Consider the following 16,010-nt stretch of genomic DNA (forward strand, 5'->3'; position numbering starts at 1 on the left):
TCTCCGGAAACGGGCCGCCCGTTTTCGTTGTGGATGGGGTGGCGATAGCGACGCCAGCATTCGTCGCGATACAAGCGGCGTTTCGTAACGGGCGGTTCGGAAACACGCATCGTCGGATGCGACGGCGCGGACCGCGCGCTCAGTGGCCGCGATAGAGTCTCGCGGCCTCGGCGTTGCCCGACGGGTTGTGCCGCCAGTGGCGCGTATGCAGGCTCACGCGCCGAGTCGGGTGCGTGCGATGTACGGCATCGTGCCTGCCTTTCCAGTCCGACACGCGAACCACGCCGGCGCGTGTCCGGTCGGGTGCGCGCATCGACGGTGCGGCTTGCGCAACCTGCGTCTTGCCTGCCGGTGGGCTGGCGTTCGCGTCGCCGTGCGGCGGGATGGCCGCCAGTTGCGGCGTTCCGTCGGGCGAATGAAACGGAAAAACGGGCGTCGGCAATACCGGCAGCACCGGCTCGTTCGCGGCAGGCGGGCCGGATTCGGTCGCGGCAGCTGCCGGCGTACCGGCACCGCGGCAGGCAGGATCGGCCCTGCATGTACGGTCGACCAACACATAGCCGCCGACCATCAGCACGAGCGTCAGGAGGCTCAGGATCGGCGCGCTCGATGCGCTCGGCCGCCGGAACGCCGCGTCGCGCAGCGAGTGCGCGACGCGCGACGACCGCGAACGGCCGGCACGCGGCGCGTATGCGGCGTGCGCCGGGGCGCGCGTATGACGAATCGGATCGAACGGCCAGTCCCACTGGCCGCAGGCGGGGCAGCGCTCGAGTGCGCGGGGCGCGACGAATCCGCATTCCCTGCAACGGCAACGCGTGGGGTGCCGCGATTCGGCGCGCGCGTTCAACACGGCGCGCCATGCATCGCGCGTGCGAATGTTCCGGTTGGGCAGGACGCGCATCGTCAGCGGCGGGCCGGCGCCATCGACGGAGCACACTTCGACTGTCGTTCGCGTTCAGTGTTCATGTGATTCTCCATAACATCGGACGCGTGGAATCCCTTCGTCCGCCGCTGCCTACCGCTTCATTCTTTGTCGCTTGCGCGTGAAACGCAAGGCGTATGTCGAACGTCGCGATCTGCGTGTTTCGTACTACCTGTCGTGCCGCTGCCGGGCCGCGAGCGTCCCGATGGTCTCCATCGCGTGCTCGACGGCCGGCGTCCACGGCCGGCCGTAGTTGAGCCGCAGAAAGCGGCGGAATCCGCCGGTCGCGGAAAAGATCGGCCCCGGCGCGATGCTGACGCCGCTGTGCATCGCGGCGTCGAACAGGTGCATCGCATCGATGCGCGGCGGCAGTTCGATCCACAGGAAATACCCGCCGCGCGGTGCGAATACTTCGGTGTCCGTCGGAAAATACGCGCGCACGGCCGCGAGCATCTGCGCCTGGTGCGCGGCGAGATTGCGCCGCAGCTTGCGCAGGAAGCGGTCGTATGCGCCGTCGCGCAGGTAGCTCGAAATCGCCAGCTGCGCGGGTACGTCGGCAGCCGGCGCGCTCGCGCCCGTCGCCTGCCGGATCTGCCGTACGTAGCGCCCGGCCGCGACCCAGCCGATCCGGAACCCCGGCGCGAGACATTTCGAGAACGATCCGCAATGCAGGACGAGCCCGCTGTCGTCATACAGTTTCGCGGGGCGCGTGGGCGCCGTGCCGAAATGCAATTCGTTGTACACGTCGTCCTCGATCAGCGGAACGCCGCGCGACGCAAGCAGGTCGATCAGCGCGCGCTTGCGTTCGTCGGTCAACGTCGCGCCGGTCGGGTTGTGGAACGACGTCATGAACCAGCACGCGCGCACCGGATGCGTGTCGAGCGCTTGCGCGAGCGCGTCGAGATCGAGGCCCGTGCGCGGGTCGACCGGGATCTCGACGGCTTTCAGGTGCAGGCGCTGCACCGCGTGCAGCACTGCGTGGAATGCGGGACGTTCGATCGCGACGATGTCGCCTGGGCGTGTCAGCGCCTGCAGGCAGAGTGTCAGCGCTTCGAGCGCGCCGGTCGTGATGACGATCTCGTCCATCGGCAACGCAGCGCCCGCATTGAGGTAGCGCAGCGCGATCTGGCGGCGCAACGCGTCATTGCCCGGCGGCAATCCCGACAGCAGTTTCGTGCGGTCCATGTTGCGGGCCGCCGACGCCGCGTAGCGCCACAGGCTGCTCATCGGGAACAGCGAATAGCTGGCGAATGCCGAGCCGAGCGGCACGATGTCCTCGCATTTGAGGGAATCGAGCAGGCGCAGCAGCGTATCGTCGTCGCCGGCCGGCGCGGCGGCCGGCTTGCGCGGGGGATCATGACCGAACCGCACGCGCTTGTCTTCGAGGTTCGCAACGAAATATCCGGACCGTGCGCGCGCGACGATCAGACCCTCGCTTTCGAGCGCGTAATACGCGCGAAACACGGTGGACGGACTCACGCCGTACGCGCGGCACGCGGCGCGCACGGTGGGGATGCGCGCGCCGGCCGCCAGGTCGCCGCGCCGGATCGCGTCGGCGATCGTCTGTGCCAGCGCCGCATATCGCTTCATGCCTGCCTCCCCGGCCGCTCGAAGCCTTGCTGACAAAAAGAGTAGGGCACGGCACCCGTCGCGTGCAAGCGCGCCCCCAATCGCTGATCCGTATGTTTTTTGACCGCTCTGATGCTGTTATTTCGTCTGACGAGCGGGCATCCTCTAGCACGTTTCATTCCCGACGCCCGACCGAGACGGAATCCTCGCTGAATGGCGGCGGCTCCTTGTCCCACGCGCGTGTCGCATGGGCTGCGGTTTGCGGCGTCCTGACCCTATCAGGAAGCAACCAGCGTGAAATTGAAGACTCTCACCGCCGGCCTCGTGGCCGGCATCGCATTCAACCTGTTCAGCGGCGTCGCAGCCGCGGCCTGCATCAACAATCCGGCGGCCCAGCCGAACGCGACGTTTCCCGCCGCACTGACCGGCAAGCTCGTCTATCACAGCTACGTCAAATACGGCGACGGCACGAGCCAGCTGTTCCTCTACGACTTCTCGGCCCACACGCTGACGCAGCTGAGCAAGAGCACGTGGGGCATTTCCGATCCGATGAACGGCGTGTTCAGCCCCGACGGCAAGTGGCTCGCGTTCATGGGCATCAGCAACGGCGCATGGAACGTGTTCATGCTGCAGCTCGGCGCCGGCACGCCGCCCGTCAACATGACGAACAGCACGGGCGCGACGCGCAACGAGGATCCGAAGTTCAGCGCGGACGGCAAGTCGCTCGTGTTCAAGCAGAACGGCGACGTCAAGCAGGCAACGCTGTCGTACACGAGCGCGGGCCCGACGTTCACGTCGGTCGTGAGCCTGACGAATGCGCCGTCCGGTGCCGAATATTCGATGCCGTTCCTCGCGCCGGACGCGAGCGCCGTGTACTACGCGACCGGCACCGGCTCGAACATGGGGCTGATGAAGCGCACGATCGCGACCGGCGCGACCGCCGTGTTCGATCATCCGGCCGGGCTGCAGACCTACTACCCGATCGTGCGTGCGGACGGCATGGTGTACTACGCGCGCTGGAAGGACAGCGGCGGGGCCGACCAGATCTATGCGAAGACGGCCGACCCGGCATCGACGCCGAGCGCGCTGGCGCTCAACGACTGCGTGAGCAACAACTCGGATCCGGCGCCGGTGAACGGCACGAACTACCTGTTCTTCTCGTCGACGACGGCGGGCGGCTATCAGCTGTACGTGGGCGACGTGACGACCGGCCAGCGCTGGAGCCTGTCGCAGTTCGGCGTGAATGCCGACACGACGAAGGCGAAGCTCGGGTCGAGCTACTACGGCGGCCCGGCCGTCGCGCAGCCGACGCTGCTGTCGCAAGGGCGCCCGGCCGCCGCGTCGGCGAGCTACAACGCATCGCTCACGCCGGACAAGGCGTTCGACGGCAACACGACGAGCACGCGCTGGGATTCGCCGGAAGGCGCGGGCGTCGATCCGCAATGGATTTCCGTGGATCTCGGTGCGACGAAGACCATCAGCAGCATCGACCTGTACTGGGATGCGGGCGCGCTCGTCTACCAGATCCAGACGTCGACCGACAACGCGAACTGGACGACGATCTACTCGACGAGCAACGGCGTGTCGTACGGCCACGTGACGCTGCCGAACCTGAACGGGCACGGCCGCTACGTGCGGATGCTCGGCACGAAGCGGGCGACGCCGTGGGGGTATTCGCTTGACGAAATGCAGGTGTGGGGATCGTAAGTGCAAAGAAAAAGCGGCCGAGGCCGCTTTTTTTTCATGCGTCACGCACAGCGTGGTTCACGCATGCAGCACATGAGCAGGAAATACGGGGCTGGCCGCGCTCGCCGCACCCTGCGCGAGCGGCGCGACCTGCTTGCGACGTTCGCGCGTCGGCGCGACGCCGAACGCGTCGCGATAGCTCTTGCTGAAGTGGCACGCCGACTGGAAGCCGCACGCCATCGTGATGTGCATGATCGACATGTCGGTCTGCAGCAGCAGTTCGCGTGCGCGGCGCAGCCGCAGCGTCAGGTAATAGTGCGTCGGCGTCATCCCGAGATGTTCGCGGAACAGGCGCTGCAGTTGCCGCTGCGACATGTTCGCGAGCCGCGCGAGCTCCTCGCGCGACAGCGGCTCCTCGATGTTGTTCTCCATCAGCGAGATCACTTCGAACAGCGACTTGTTCGCCGAGCCGAGGCGCGCGACGAGCGGCATGCGCTGCTGCGCGCTCGTGTCGCGCACGTGTTCGACGATGAACTGCTCGGCGATCTGCGTGACGCGCGCGGTGCCCACGCGCGCGGCGATCAGGTTCAGCATCATGTCGAGCGGCGCGACGCCGCCCGTGCACGTGATGCGGTCGCGGTCGATCACGAACAGTTCCTTCAGGAAGCGCGTGTCCGGAAACTCTTCCTTCAGCGCCGACATGTTTTCCCAGTGGATCGCGCACGCGTAGCCGGCGAGCAACCCCGATTTCGCAAGTGCATAGGTGCCCGTGCACAGGCTGCCGAGCGGGATGCCCGAGCGCGCGAAGCGGCGCAGGGTCGACAGATGGGCCGGCGTGGTCGCACGCTGCACGTCGACGCCGCCGCACACGAACACGATGTCCGGCTGCCCCGCGCATTCGGCCGGGCCCGTATCGACCGTGAGGCCGTTGCTCGCCGTGACCGGGCCGCCGTCCGGGCTGATCACCGACCAGCGGTAGAGCGGCTGGCCGCTCAGGTAGTTCGCCATCCGAAGCACCTCGATCGCATTGGTGAACGCGATCATCGTGAAATTCGGCAACGGCATGAACGCGAAGTGGGACAGCGACGCTGTGCGGTCGGGCGACATGGGGAGCGTTCCTAGAATCTCTAATAGCTATACGCCCGGGGGCACGGATCGGGCTGCGGTATTGTGTGAGCGAGCGCAACAAGCGTGCCATACGGCTAAACCCTAGCTCCATACGTTGTCTGGGCGTAAGGCCGATGTTGCACTGCACCGTATCCGGGAGACGCCGCACTCCGAACGCGCGGCAAACGCACTGCCGGTGTGCGTGTCCATAGGTGAACAGCCGACATCGTTTGGGTCGGTCAGCCGAAAAAGCACGACCGGTCACTTGTATAAAACGGACGCGCATGGCGGAAAAGGCAAAGAACGCGTCTAAATTCATCAATCCGCCGAAAATCCGAACGACAAGAATAGAGCCGTCGGCAACCTTGCACTGGCGCAGCGGGAAACCCAGGCAGGGCGGGCCTTGAGCTTTGGTTGCAGCCCTTTATTCTTCGTCACGGACGCACTATGTCGAATACCCAGCCTTTCTTCTCGCAGCCCCTTGCCGAGCGCGACGCGCCGGTTCGCAGCGCCATCCTGAAGGAACTCGAGCGTCAGCAGTCGCAGGTCGAGCTGATCGCGTCGGAAAACATCGTGTCACGCGCCGTGCTCGAGGCGCAGGGCTCGGTACTGACGAACAAGTACGCGGAAGGCTATCCCGGCAAGCGCTACTACGGCGGCTGCGAGTTCGCCGATGAAGTCGAGGCGCTGGCGATCGAGCGCGTGAAGCAGATCTTCAACGCGGGCTATGCGAACGTGCAGCCGCACTCGGGCGCACAGGCGAACGGCTCGGTGATGCTCGCGCTGGCCAAGCCGGGCGACACGGTGCTCGGCATGTCGCTGGATGCCGGCGGCCACCTGACGCACGGCGCGAAGCCGGCACTGTCGGGCAAGTGGTTCAACGCAGTCCAGTACGGCGTGAACCGCGACACGATGCGGATCGATTACGACCAGGTCGAGGCGCTGGCCCACGAACACAAGCCGAACCTGATCATCGCCGGCTTCTCGGCGTACCCGCGCGCACTCGATTTCGCGCGCTTCCGCGCGATCGCCGACAGCGTCGGCGCGAAGCTGATGGTCGACATGGCGCACATCGCCGGCGTGATCGCCGCGGGCCGCCACGCGAACCCGGTCGAACACGCACACGTCGTCACGTCGACCACGCACAAGACGCTGCGCGGCCCGCGCGGCGGCTTCGTGCTGACCAACGACGAGGACATCGCGAAGAAGATCAATTCGGCCGTGTTCCCCGGCCTGCAGGGTGGCCCGCTGATGCACGTGATCGCCGGCAAGGCCGTCGCGTTCGGCGAAGTGCTGCATGCGGACTTCAAGACCTACATCGACAACGTGCTCGCGAACGCGCAGGCGCTCGGCGAAGTGCTGAAGGCCGGCGGCGTCGATCTCGTCACGGGCGGCACCGACAACCACCTGCTGCTGGTCGACCTGCGCCCGAAGGGCCTGAAGGGCGCGCCGGTCGAGCAGGCGCTGGAACGCGCGGGCATCACCTGCAACAAGAACGGCATCCCGTTCGACACCGAGAAGCCGACCGTCACGTCGGGCATCCGTCTCGGCACGCCGGCCGGCACGACGCGCGGTTTCGGCGTCGCGGAATTCCGTGAAGTCGGCCGCCTGATCCTCGAAGTGTTCGACGCGCTGCGCGCGAACCCGGAAGGTGACCACGCGACCGAACAACGCGTGCGCCGCGAGATCTTCGCGCTTTGCGAACGCTTCCCGATCTACTGATCGACCCCCACAAGAACAGTCACACGAGCGAGAGCGGATATGAGCACGCTGCATCAGGACAGCATCATCATCGACGGACTGAACATTTCGAAGTTCGAGAAGCCGGTGTTCGAGGACATGCGCAAGGGCGGCATCACGGCCGCGAACTGCACGGTGTCGGTGTGGGAGAACTTCACCAAGACCGTCGACAACATCGGCGTGATGAAGAAGAAGATCCGCGACAACGGCGAGCTGCTGACGCTCGTGCGCACGACGGACGACATCTTCCGCGCGAAGAAGGAAGGCAAGACGGGGATCATCCTCGGCTTCCAGAACGCGCATGCGTTCGAGGACAACCTCGGCTACATCGAAGCGTTCGCCGACATGGGCGTGCGCGTGGTGCAGCTTTGCTACAACACGCAGAACCTGGTCGGCACCGGCTGCTACGAGCGTGACGGCGGCCTGTCGGACTTCGGCCGCGAAGTGATCACCGAGATGAACCGCGTCGGCATCATGGTCGACCTGTCGCATGTGGGCGGCAACACGTCGTCGGAAGCGATCGCGTTCTCGAAGAAGCCGGTGTGCTACTCGCACTGCCTGCCGTCGGGCCTGAAGGAGCATCCGCGCAACAAGAGCGACGCACAGCTGAAGGAGATCGCCGATGCGGGCGGCTTCGTCGGCGTGACGATGTTCGCGCCGTTCCTGAAGCGCGGGATCGAAGCGAACATCGACGACTACATCGAGGCGATCGATTACGTCGTGAACCTGATCGGCGAAGACGCGGTGGGCATCGGCACGGACTTCACGCAGGATTTCGCGAAGGAATTCTTCGACATGCTGACGCATGACAAGGGCCGCTATCGCCAGCTGACGAACTTCGGCAAGGTGATCAACCCGGACGGCATCCGCACGATCGGCGAATTCCCGAACCTGACCGCCGCGATGGAGCGCCACGGCTGGAGCGAGTCGCGCATCCGCAAGATCATGGGCGAGAACTGGGTGCGCGTGTTCAAGGACGTGTGGGGCGCGTAAGCGCCGCATCGAGCCGAACCGCCGCTCGCGATTCAACATTAGAAAAATCGGGACGTGCCCGCGCAAATCGCGCGGGCACGCGGACGATGTCGCGCCTGCGCACTGAGCCGCGCGGCCAATTTCCTCACGGAGTCACCACGATGCAACCGCAACTGCCGATCAACGTCGATCCCGATACCGGCGTCTGGACCACCGACGCGCTGCCGATGCTGTACGTGCCGCGCCACTTCTTCACGAACAACCACGTGGCCGTCGAGGAAGCGCTCGGCGTCGAAGCGTATGCCGAGATCCTCTACAAGGCCGGCTACAAGTCCGCCTACCACTGGTGCGACAAGGAAGCCAAGCAGCACGGCATCACCGGCATGGCCGTATTCGAGCATTACCTGAAGCGCCTGTCGCAACGCGGCTGGGGGCTGTTCTCGATCATCGAGGCCGACCCGGCGAGCGCACGCGCAAAGATCGAGCTGCGCCACTCGTCGTTCGTGCTCCAGCAGCCGGGCAAGGAAGGCAAGCTCTGCTACATGTTCGCGGGCTGGTTCGCGGGCGCGATGGACTGGGTCAACGACACGACGCCGGAAGGCAAGGGCGCGCCGCGCGCGTTCTCGAAGGAAGTGCAGTGCGCGGCCGAGCATCACGACCACTGCGTCTTCGAAGTGTCGCCGATCGCGCACTGACGCATTGATTCACTGAAGCAGAACAACACCCGCAACACGAGACATTCGAACGCCAGAGGTCGCCAGCGATGCGTTATCCCCACCTGTTCAAACCCATGCAGCTGAACCAGCTGACGCTGCGCAACCGGATCGTCAGCACCGCGCATGCGGAGGTGTATGCCGAGCCGGGCGGCCTGCCGGGCGACCGCTATATCCGCTACTACGAAGAAAAGGCGAAGGGTGGCGTCGGCCTGGCCATCTGCGGCGGGTCGAGCCCCGTGTCGATCGACAGCCCGCAAGGCTGGTGGAAATCGGTGAACCTGTCGACCGACAAGATCATCGATCCGCTCACGCGCCTGGCCGACACGATGCACAAGCACGGCGCGAAGATCATGATCCAGGCGACGCACATGGGCCGCCGCTCGTCGTTCCACGGCGAGCACTGGCCGCACCTGATGTCGCCGTCGGGCGTGCGCGAACCCGTGCACCGCGGCAACGCGAAGATCATCGAGATCGAGGAAATCCGCCGCATCATCGGCGATTTCGCGGCGGCCGCGAAGCGCGTGAAGGCAGCGGGCATGGACGGCATCGAGATCTCGGCCGCTCACCAGCACCTGATCGACCAGTTCTGGAGCAAGCGTTCGAACCACCGCACCGACGAATGGGGCGGCAGCCTCGAGAACCGCCTGCGCTTCGGCATCGAAGTGCTGACGGCCGTGCGCGAGGCGGTCGGCAAGGACTTCTGCGTCGGCCTGCGCATGTGCGGCGACGAATTCCACGAGGACGGCCTCGATCACGAAGCGCTCAAGGAAATCGCGCAGGCGATGTCGGAGACGGGCCTGATCGACTACCTGAGCGTGGTCGGCTCGGGCGGCGACACGCACAACACGATCGCGAACTGCATGCCGCCGATGGCATTGCCGCCGGAGCCGTTCGTGCACCTCGCGGCCGGCATCAAGTCGGTCGTGAAGATTCCGGTGATGCACGCGCAGAGCATCCGCGATGCGGGCCAGGCCGAGCGCCTGCTCGCGACCGGCATGATCGACCTGGTCGGCATGACGCGCGCGCAGATCGCCGATCCGCACATGGTGATCAAGATCCGCGACGGCCGCGAAGACGAAATCAAGCAGTGCGTCGGCGCGAACTACTGCATCGACCGCCAGTACAACGGCCTCGACGTGCTGTGCATCCAGAACGCGGCGACGTCGCGCGAAGCGACGATGCCGCACATCATCGAGAAGTCGCGCGGCCCGAAGCGCAAGGTCGTGGTGGTCGGCGCGGGCCCGGCGGGCCTCGAGGCGGCGCGCGTCGCGAAGCTGCGCGGCCACGATGTCGTGCTGTTCGAGAAGAACGCGGAAGTGGGCGGCCAGGTGATGATCGCCGCGAAAGCGCCGCAGCGCGAACAGATGTCGGGGATCATCCGCTGGTTCGACATGGAAACGAAGCGCCTGGGCGTCGACCGGCGTCTCGGTGTCGCCGCCGACGAGAAGATGATCATGGCCGAGAAGCCGGACATCGTCGTGCTCGCGACGGGCGGGTCGAGCTTCACGTGGCAGGTGCCGGGCTGGGGCGTGGCCGAGGGTCTTGCCGTCAGCTCGTGGGACATCCTGACCGGCAAGGTCGAGCCGAAGCAGAACGTGCTGCTGTTCGACGGCGTGAGCACGCATGCCGGCGCGGGCGTGGCCGACTTCATGGCGAGCCGCGGCTCGAAGGTCGAGGTCGTCACGCCGGACGTGAAGGTCGCCGACGATTGCGGCGGCACGACGTTCCCGATCTTCTATCGCCGCCTGTACGCATTCGGCGTGATCCCGACGCCGAACACGATGCTCGACCGCGTCTATGAAGAGGACGGCAAGCTGATCGCCGTGCTGCGCAACGAGTACACGGAAGAACTGGAAGAGCGCGCGGTCGACCAGGTGGTGATCGAGAACGGTTCGTCGCCGAACGACGAGCTGTACTGGAAGCTCAAGCCGGAATCGGTGAACCGCGGCCAGATCGATCCGCACACGCTGTTCGCGGCCGAGCCGCAACCGTGCCTGTCGGAAGAACTCGGCAACGGCCGTTTCCTGCTGTTCCGTGTCGGCGACTGCATCTCGATGCACAACGTCCACGGTGCGATCTACGACTCGCTGCGTCTCGTGAAGGATTTCTAAAAGATGAATCCGTCCTTCCTCATTACCGCCCTGTTGTGGCTGTCGGTGGCGGGGCTCGCGTTCGCGGTCGCGAAGCGCTCGTCCTACTGGCGGCTCGGCCGCGCCACGGCGCCCGGCTCCTTCGGCGTCGCTAACCTGTTCGCGATCCCGAAGCGTTATTTCGTCGACCTGCACCACGTGGTCGCCCGCGATCCGTACATCGCGAAGACCCACGTCGCGACGGCCGGCGGCGCGATCGGCGCGCTCGCGCTGGTGTTCATCAACTACGGCCTCGCGATCTACTCGCCGTGGCTCGACAAGCTGATCTTCCTCGCGGCGCTCGCGATGCTGGTCGGCGCCGTGTTCGTGTGGCGCCGGCGCGCGGCGAAGGACGTACCGGCGCGCCTGTCGCGCGGCCCGTGGAATACGCTGCCCTGGCTGCTCGGCTCGTTCGCGCTCGGCCTCGTGCTGTTCATGCTGGTGCCGACCAGCGCGATGTCGGGTACGTTCGCGGTGCTCTGCGCGCTGCTGATCGGCATCGGCGCGTTCACGATGACGGTCGGCGCCGCGAAGGGCGGCCCGATGAAGCACGCGATCGCCGGCCTGCTGCACCTCGCGTTCCACCCGCGCCAGGAGCGTTTCGCCGCGACGCGCGAATCGTTCACCGGCAACGGCACGGCCACGCCGCCCACAGCGCTGAAGCTGCCGGACATCGAGCATCAGGAATACGGCGTCGCGAAGCCGGTCGAATTCCGCTGGAACCAGTTGCTGAGCTTCGACGCCTGCGTGCAGTGCGGCAAGTGCGAAGCCGCGTGCCCCGCGTTCGCGTCGGGCCAGCCGCTGAACCCGAAGAAGCTGATCCAGGATCTCGTCGTCGGGATGGCGGGCGGCACCGATGCGGCGTACGCGGGCAGCCCGTCGCCGGGCATCGCGGTCGGCCAGCATCGCGGCGAACCGAACGGCCCGATCGTGTCGGGCCTGATCGAGGAGCAGACGCTGTGGTCGTGCACGACCTGCCGCGCCTGCGTGCAGGAATGCCCGATGCTGATCGAACACGTCGACGCGATCGTCGACATGCGTCGCAACCGCACGCTCGTGCATGGCACGGTGCCCGGCAAGGGCCAGGAAGTGCTCGCGAACCTGCGTGAAACGGGCACGATGGGCGGCTACGACACGGCCGCGCGCTACGACTGGTCGGTCGACCTGAGCGCACCGGTCGCGCAGCCGGGCAAGCCGGTCGACGTGCTGTTCGTCGCGGGCGAAGGTGCGTTCGACATGCGCTATCAACGCACGCTGCGCGCGTTCGTGAAGGTGCTGAACAAGGCTGGCGTCGACTACGCGGTGCTCGGCTCGAACGAGACCGACACGGGCGACGTCGCACGCCGGCTCGGCGACGAAGCGACGTTCCAGCAGATGGCGAAGCGCCTGATCGGCACGCTCGGCACGCTGTCGTACAAGCAGATCGTGACGGCCGACCCGCACGTGATGCACAGCCTGCGCAACGAGTACCGGGCGCTCGGGCTGCGCGTGACGGTCAAGCATCACACGACCTATCTCGCGGAACTGGCCGACAGCGGCAAGATCGCGCCGAAGGCCGTCGAGGCGCTGCAGGAGAAGCGCACGACGTATCACGATCCGTGCTACCTCGGCCGCTACAACGGCGAGACGGAAGCGCCGCGCAAGCTGCTGAAGGCGATCGGCATCCAGGTCGTCGAGATGGAGCGCAACGGCATGCGCGGCCGCTGCTGCGGCGGTGGCGGCGGTGCGCCGCTGACCGACATCCCCGGCAAGCAGCGCATTCCTGACATCCGCATCGCCGACGCGCGCACGATCGGCGCGGACGTGGTCGCGGTCGGGTGCCCGAACTGCACGGCCATGCTCGAAGGCGTCGTGGGCCCGCGCCCCGACGTGCTCGACGTCGCCGAACTCGTTGCCGCTTCGCTGGAGTGAGTCGATGAACACGATCAAACGAATCGATCCGCGCCGGCCGTTCATCATCACGGCCGCCGGCCTGAAGCGCATCACGCTCGGCGAGGAAGGCAGCGCCGATGCGAACGCCGCGCAGTGGTCCGCTCACGGTCACGGCGCGGCCGCGAAGCCGCGCCGCGCGCTGCAGGATCCGAAGCACGTGATGCTGGTGGTCGCGCACGGGGAACGCGGCGCGCTCGACGACCATTCGCGGCAGGCGATCGCCGCCGCCGCCGTGCTCGCCGACGCGCAGACCGAAGTCGCGCTGCTCGCGTTCGGCGAGCTGAAGGACGACGTGGCCGAGCTCGGCGTCGACAAGCTGCTCGAGCTGACGGGCTTCGATCGCCGTGCGTTCGATCCCGAAAGCGAACTGCAAGCATTGCAGGCCTGCGTGGCCGCGCTTGCACCGAAACACGTATTCATCCCTGACAACGCGACGGGCGACGGCGATCTTGGCCGGCGTTACGCGGCAGTAGCCGGCGCGAGCGTCGCGACCCACGTCGTCGAGATCGATGCGAAGCATGTCGGGGCGTATGCGCAGGCCGGGCGCGCGTTTGCCACGCGCGCGCTGCCGGACGTGATCCTGCTCGCGCAGAACGCGGTCGACGCGAAGCTGCCGTTCGTCGGCGCGGGCGAACGCCTGGCCGCCGACTTCATCCGCCCGGCGGGCGATGCCGCCCAGCCGTACCGCGATCTCGGCCTCGACGAAATCGATGCGGCCCAGGTCGCGCTCGAGGAAGCCGATTTCATCGTGTCGGCCGGCAACGGCGTGTCCGACATCGGCGCGTTCGAGCAGCTGGCCGGTGCGTTCGGCGCGGCGATCGGCGCGAGCCGCGTCGCGGTCGACAACGGCCACTTCACGCGCGACAAGCAGGTCGGCGCGACCGGCAAGACGGTCGAGGCGAGCGTGTACATCGCGTTCGGCATTTCGGGCGCGGTGCAGCACCTGCAGGGGATCAAGGATTGCCGCCACGTGATCGCGGTGAACCTCGACGGCAGCGCGCCGATCGCGAAGCGCGCGAACCTGACGGTGGTCGGCGACGCACAGGCGACGATCGCCGCGCTGATCGAACAGGTGCAGGCCGCGCGTGCCGCGCGCGGCGAATCGCCGGCCGCGGTCGGCACCCGTGAACCCGAAGGAGTCGCCGCATGAACGCCCCCCGCCCCCTGCAACGCATCGCGGTGCTTGTGTCCGTGGGCCGGCACCCGGTCAGCGGCGTCGCGCGCTACAGCCGCAACGATGCGGCCGCACTTGAAACCGCCCGCCAGCTCGCCGAGCAGCATCGCGCGACGCTCGACGTGATCCATGCCGGCGACCCCGCGAACGCGGCGCTTGCCGAATATCTCGCGCTCGGCGCGCGGGAGGTCGAGGTGCTGGCCTGCCGTGACGGCGACGACGCCGTGCACGCGCTCGCCGCGCGCATCGAAGACTACGACCTCGTGCTGACCGGCACGCGCGCCGAGGGCGCATACGACACCGGCATGCTGCCTTACCGCATCGCCGCGAAGCTCGGCTATCCGCTGGTCGGCTCGGCCGTCGACGTGACGGTCGAAGGCGGTCGTGCGGCCGTCCGGCAATTTTTGCCGAAAGGGTTGCGGCGGCGCGTCGATGCCGCGCTGCCTGCCGTGATTGCCGTCCATCCGCTCGCCAATGCCGAGCCGCGCTACGCGTACGCGCGGCTGCGCGCCGGCGCGATCCGGCCGGCGCTCGCGGCGCCCGGCACGGACGCCGACGCGGCCGCTTGGACGGTCGGCCCGGTCGAGCGTAAACCCGTAAAGCTGGTCGCCGCCGAGAAGCGCTCCGGGCATGCCCGGATGCTGTCCGCGACGACGACCGAGAGCCGTGGCGGCAACGTCGTAAATGAAGGGAGTTCGGTCGAAAAAGCACAAGTGATCCTCGCGTATTTGCGCGAGCATCAGCTCATCGACTACTGATTTTGATGCCTGTCGGCAAGAACCCAGGGATGCAAGGAATCCGGAGCAAACGATGAAAGTATCGGCAGACATTCGTGCACTGATCGAGCGGCGCAAGGAAGGGCACAGCCTCGATGCACCGTTCTACACGAGCGAGGACATCTTCGCGCTCGACATGGAGGCGATTTTCCGCCAGCACTGGATCCAGGTGGCGGTCGAACCGGACATTCCCGAGCCGGGCGACTACGTGACCGTGGAACTGGGGAGCGATTCGATCCTGATCGTGCGCGACGACGACATGGCGATCCGCGCGTTCCACAACGTGTGCCGTCACCGCGGCGCGCGCCTGTGCAACGAGGATAAAGGTTCGGTCGGCAACATCGTGTGCCCGTACCACAGCTGGACCTACAACCTGACGGGCCAGCTGATGTTCGCCGAGCACATGGGCGAGAAGTTCGACCGCTGCAAGCACAGCCTGAAATCGGTGCACGTCGAGAACCTCGCGGGCCTGATCTTCATCTGCCTCGCCGACGAGCCGCCGGTCGACTTCGCGCAGATGCGCGCCGAGATGGAGCCGTACCTGCTGCCGCACGACCTGCCGAACACGAAGATCGCCGCGCAGATCGACATCATCGAGGAAGGCAACTGGAAGCTCACGATGGAGAACAACCGCGAGTGCTATCACTGCGTCGCGAACCATCCCGAGCTGACGATCTCGCTGTACGAATACGGCTTCGGCTACCAGCGCTCCGATGCGAACGCGGAAGGCATGGACGCATTTGCGGAGACGTGCGTGCGTCGCGGGAAGGAGTGGGCCGAGATGGGCCTGCCGTCCGCCGAAATCGAGAAGCTGCTCGACGTGACGGGTTTCCGCACGCAGCGCCTGCCGCTCGACCGCAGCGGCGAATCGCAGACGCTCGACGCGAAGGTCGCATCGAAGAAGCTGCTCGGCGGCTTCGACAAGGCCGACCTCGGCGGCCTGTCGTTCTGGACGCAGCCGAACTCGTGGCACCACTTCATGAGCGATCACATCGTGACGTTCTCGGTGATCCCGCTGTCGGCCGGCAAGACGCTCGTGCGCACGAAGTGGCTCGTGCACAAGGACGCGAAGGAAGGCATCGACTACGACGTGAAGAACCTCACGGCCGTGTGGAACGCGACCAACGACCAGGATCGCGCGCTCGTCGAGTTCTCGCAGCGCGGTGCGAACAGCAGCGCGTACGAGCCGGGCCCGTACTCGCCGTTCACGGAAGGTCTCGTCGAAAAATTCTCGGCCTGGTACATCGGCCGTCTCGCCGAAAAAACCGGCGCGTAGTATCCAGCAGC

The 16,010-nt window shown here is 66.5% G+C and carries 12 protein-coding genes; 9 read left to right on the forward strand and 3 right to left on the reverse strand.

The window, feature by feature from the left end:
- Positions 1-139: 139 nt before the first annotated feature.
- Together U5798_RS30605 and U5798_RS30610 are read right to left on the reverse strand one after the other, a co-directional pair.
- Positions 140-901: a hypothetical protein gene (locus U5798_RS30605; RefSeq protein WP_322084217.1), complete on the reverse strand. Its 762-nt coding sequence runs from the start codon at positions 899-901 to the stop codon at positions 140-142.
- Between the two features lie 189 nt (positions 902-1,090).
- Positions 1,091-2,512, reverse strand: a complete 1,422-nt coding sequence (locus U5798_RS30610) for a PLP-dependent aminotransferase family protein (protein WP_124455251.1) — start codon at positions 2,510-2,512, stop codon at positions 1,091-1,093.
- A 273-nt stretch (positions 2,513-2,785) separates the two neighbouring features.
- Here U5798_RS30610 and U5798_RS30615 point away from each other — a divergent pair, with 273 nt between their 5' ends.
- Entirely contained in the window at positions 2,786-4,198 is a 1,413-nt protein-coding gene (locus U5798_RS30615; protein ID WP_322084160.1) for a discoidin domain-containing protein, read from the forward strand.
- A gap of 57 nt (positions 4,199-4,255) precedes the next feature.
- Here the strand turns inward: U5798_RS30615 and U5798_RS30620 are convergent, their stop codons facing one another.
- The gene (locus U5798_RS30620) at positions 4,256-5,284 is read right to left on the reverse strand and encodes a GlxA family transcriptional regulator (protein ID WP_124455246.1); all 1,029 of its coding nucleotides are present in this window, start codon (positions 5,282-5,284) and stop codon (positions 4,256-4,258) included.
- Between the two features lie 447 nt (positions 5,285-5,731).
- On the opposite strand from U5798_RS30620, the gene U5798_RS30625 reads away from it, so the two are divergent.
- From U5798_RS30625 to U5798_RS30660, 8 genes are all read left to right on the forward strand, one after another.
- The gene (locus tag U5798_RS30625) at positions 5,732-7,006 is read left to right on the forward strand and encodes a serine hydroxymethyltransferase (protein ID WP_059239231.1); all 1,275 of its coding nucleotides are present in this window, start codon (positions 5,732-5,734) and stop codon (positions 7,004-7,006) included.
- Between the two features lie 39 nt (positions 7,007-7,045).
- Entirely contained in the window at positions 7,046-8,017 is a 972-nt protein-coding gene (locus U5798_RS30630; protein WP_006480656.1) for a dipeptidase, read from the forward strand.
- Positions 8,018-8,157: 140 nt separating this feature from the next.
- The gene (locus U5798_RS30635; RefSeq protein ID WP_027807228.1) at positions 8,158-8,691 is read left to right on the forward strand and encodes a DUF5943 domain-containing protein; all 534 of its coding nucleotides are present in this window, start codon (positions 8,158-8,160) and stop codon (positions 8,689-8,691) included.
- A gap of 68 nt (positions 8,692-8,759) precedes the next feature.
- Complete coding sequence (locus U5798_RS30640; RefSeq protein WP_021160633.1) at positions 8,760-10,823, forward strand: NADH:flavin oxidoreductase; 2,064 nt, start codon at positions 8,760-8,762, stop codon at positions 10,821-10,823.
- Between the two features lie 3 nt (positions 10,824-10,826).
- Positions 10,827-12,752: a (Fe-S)-binding protein gene (locus U5798_RS30645; RefSeq protein WP_322084161.1), complete on the forward strand. Its 1,926-nt coding sequence runs from the start codon at positions 10,827-10,829 to the stop codon at positions 12,750-12,752.
- A 4-nt stretch (positions 12,753-12,756) separates the two neighbouring features.
- Entirely contained in the window at positions 12,757-13,923 is a 1,167-nt protein-coding gene (locus tag U5798_RS30650) for an electron transfer flavoprotein subunit alpha/FixB family protein (protein WP_124455244.1), read from the forward strand.
- Positions 13,920-14,705 (forward strand): electron transfer flavoprotein subunit beta/FixA family protein, encoded by a 786-nt coding sequence (locus U5798_RS30655; protein ID WP_322084162.1) that lies wholly within the window; start codon positions 13,920-13,922, stop codon positions 14,703-14,705. Before U5798_RS30650 ends, U5798_RS30655 begins: the two co-directional genes overlap by 4 nt.
- 52 nt (positions 14,706-14,757) lie before the next feature.
- Positions 14,758-15,999: an aromatic ring-hydroxylating oxygenase subunit alpha gene (locus U5798_RS30660; protein WP_124455242.1), complete on the forward strand. Its 1,242-nt coding sequence runs from the start codon at positions 14,758-14,760 to the stop codon at positions 15,997-15,999.
- Positions 16,000-16,010 lie beyond the last annotated feature (11 nt).

It is taken from the genome of Burkholderia sp. BCC1972 (genome assembly GCF_905339605.1).
GTDB lineage: Bacteria > Pseudomonadota > Gammaproteobacteria > Burkholderiales > Burkholderiaceae > Burkholderia.